The organism is Prevotella sp. S7-1-8, assembly GCF_000758925.1.
Lineage (GTDB): Bacteria > Bacteroidota > Bacteroidia > Bacteroidales > Bacteroidaceae > Prevotella.
This window is the reverse complement of record NZ_JRNC01000040.1, coordinates 1-2,266: the sequence shown is the minus strand read 5'-3', so window position 1 is coordinate 2,266 and position 2,266 is coordinate 1. Positions and strand designations below refer to the sequence as shown.

Sequence of the window (2,266 nt, the reverse complement as noted above, 5' to 3'; positions counted from 1 at the left end):
AATTATTAATGCCTTCCGTTGAATACTCAATAGTCTGTTTTCCGTAAATTATTAGATTATACCAAAAGAAATATTCATAAAGTAGCATAGGTAAAAAAGAAAAACCAAGTATTGAGTATAAGTCCAATGCTTTTATATGCTCTTCGAAAACTATGTTCATCATAGTTTCAATTGTGACATATAGAAAAACAAATACGACTAGTGGCGTAAGAGCTGCTAAAGAACTAGAGATACCTGAAATAATATTATAGGAAAAAGGTAATTCATTTGCTTGCAAGGAAGCAAATTGTAAATAGGCAATATTTTCCGTAATGAAAAACATAAATAGAATTGTAAGTATGAATATTATGGAGGAAATGATAGTTTTCATTTGTTATATGTCATTGAAATATAGCTTTCAGCAAAAGCTGCGCTTATGATTAAAAGCAAACTGATAGAGGTTATTATCAGTATGGTACGTAAACTGTGGTATTTTTTTTTGAATACGATACGTAAAGATAATATTGTTCCTATATATGCACACATAATTAATCCCATTATCTCTCCGCTATGAGGAAGTGTAAGGGAAAGAACGGTATGTAAAGAAGATTTAGACAAAAGGTCGCCAATCGCTATTCCAAGGGTATAACCGTTAAAAAAAACAAGTATTAAGGAAATAAATCCTAAACTCAACACACTCAAGAGTAGAATTTTTGTACATACTATAAGATTATTTTTCATTAACTCTATGGCACGATAATATGTCTCAGAATTATAAAGATTTAAAAGGTCATCATTATTCTCGGAGGATGGAAGATTAAGCTCACCTCCGAGAATACCGAAAGTAACACCTGCAACATATGCTACGGTAAAAACGATAGCTATTATAAAGCGTACTCTCAAGTTTTTTGGCTTATAATCCAACTAAAACTCCTGCAACAACACCAGCAGGACCGCCCCAGCAAAAAGTAGCTGCACATGAAACACATGTAGAAACATATACCCCAGCTACACCTTCTGCCATTGCTGCGTTTGAATTTTTAGGTTGTAACTTTTTACAATAGCTAGTGGCTGCAGCCCATGCCTTTTCTGTACGCACTTCCTTTTCTTTCTGCAGCCCTGCTACTCCCATACAACAACCACATATTAATGTAATTGCAGTAACTTTCTTTAATGATTTTTTCATTTTTAATTAATTTAAATAGTTTAAATATGTTCACTTCACTACTTGATGAATTTTATTTTTATCAAAAGAATAATCCAGGCAACAAGAAATGCAAGTACTATAAATAGAACTTCAATCAAAACTATCTTCCATAATGCTATTCTAAAATAATTCATTATGGAAACAGGTAAAATGGCAAATAAAAAAGTCAAGATAAACCAAACTAATCGAGATACTGGTTCTTTAAATGGATGAATCTGTTTCCCACAATGATTGCATGAAATCACCTTTTCGGGAGATTGCCATAGATAAAAAGAACATTTATATGGTGATACAGATTGATGACAATGGGGGCACTCTCTTTTTTTCATAATTATATCCTTATAATTTGTTTTTTGCAAAAATAAGTATAATTAATAATAATCATCTTTATCAATAGGTTAAAAAAAAGTTATTTCCTTTGTTTTCTCATTATAGGGAGAGAAATAACCTCAAAACTTACCGAAAATCCTCTAAACTGCCCTTAAATCAGGAACTTCCATAATTGGACTAAAGACCTGTTTGTATTATATTCTTTCGTCCATCGGTTTTAACCGACGACAATAATCTTACCGTAGGAGCGTCCCCCGTGCCCATCCAAATAAGGGAAGGGATAAGAAAGAGGGATGAATAACTCTTTCACTCATCAACTTGTTAACTATGGTCTACTAATTAACTTTAACTATTTGATAATTAACTATTTATATTGTATAAAATTTGGTCAATTCGCCCAAAATGACTACCTTTGGATGTTAAAACATTCAAGAATCGAGATGAAATACTACTCACAGTATCGCAGTCACGACCTGTTTGAACTTCAGGAGTCACTTTTGGGTTTGAGCAAATCCAACCGTTGGGTCAAGCTGGCCGACCACCTTCCCTGGGGCAGGATAGAGAAGGAATACAACAAACGCCTGAGGAACAGTCACAATGGCGCCGGCAACAAGCCCGCCCGCATGGTGGTGGGAGCGCTAATTGTGAAGCATGTGTAAAAACTGGGCGATGAGAAGACCATCCAAGTCATTCAGGAGAATCCCTACATTCAGTACCTGCTTGGGCTTGAGAAGTTTACGGGAAAGCCGG

General features: G+C 34.6%; 5 protein-coding genes. 1 reads left to right on the top strand and 4 read right to left on the bottom strand.

Features of this window, described 5'->3' with window-relative positions:
- The 4 genes from HMPREF1640_RS07130 to HMPREF1640_RS13510 all read right to left on the bottom strand — a co-directional run.
- Nucleotides 1-370 (bottom strand): hypothetical protein (locus HMPREF1640_RS07130; protein ID WP_036893561.1); only part of this gene is annotated, 370 nt, incomplete at its 3' end.
- Nucleotides 367-882, bottom strand: coding sequence for a stage II sporulation protein M (locus tag HMPREF1640_RS12590; RefSeq protein ID WP_197051493.1), 516 nt, complete (start codon nt 880-882; stop codon nt 367-369). The genes HMPREF1640_RS07130 and HMPREF1640_RS12590, both read right to left, overlap by 4 nt.
- Nucleotides 883-892: 10 nt before the next feature.
- Nucleotides 893-1,165: a hypothetical protein gene (locus HMPREF1640_RS07120; RefSeq protein WP_146014603.1), complete on the bottom strand. Its 273-nt coding sequence runs from the start codon at nt 1,163-1,165 to the stop codon at nt 893-895.
- A 38-nt stretch (nt 1,166-1,203) separates the two neighbouring features.
- Nucleotides 1,204-1,515, bottom strand: coding sequence for a hypothetical protein (locus HMPREF1640_RS13510; RefSeq protein ID WP_197051492.1), 312 nt, complete (start codon nt 1,513-1,515; stop codon nt 1,204-1,206).
- 441 nt (nt 1,516-1,956) lie between these two features.
- Here HMPREF1640_RS13510 and HMPREF1640_RS07115 point away from each other — a divergent pair, with 441 nt between their 5' ends.
- A complete protein-coding gene (locus HMPREF1640_RS07115; RefSeq protein WP_036893558.1) occupies nt 1,957-2,175 on the top strand; it encodes a hypothetical protein in 219 nt (72 codons plus the stop codon).
- Nucleotides 2,176-2,266: the final 91 nt, after the last annotated feature.

Coding starts and splice junctions, on each gene's coding strand:
- HMPREF1640_RS07120 (WP_146014603.1), bottom strand. CDS start 1,165: ATGAAAAAATCATTAAAGAAAGTTACTGCAATTACATTAATATGTGGT.
- HMPREF1640_RS13510 (WP_197051492.1), bottom strand. CDS start 1,515: ATGAAAAAAAGAGAGTGCCCCCATTGTCATCAATCTGTATCACCATAT.
- HMPREF1640_RS07115 (WP_036893558.1), top strand. CDS start 1,957: ATGAAATACTACTCACAGTATCGCAGTCACGACCTGTTTGAACTTCAG.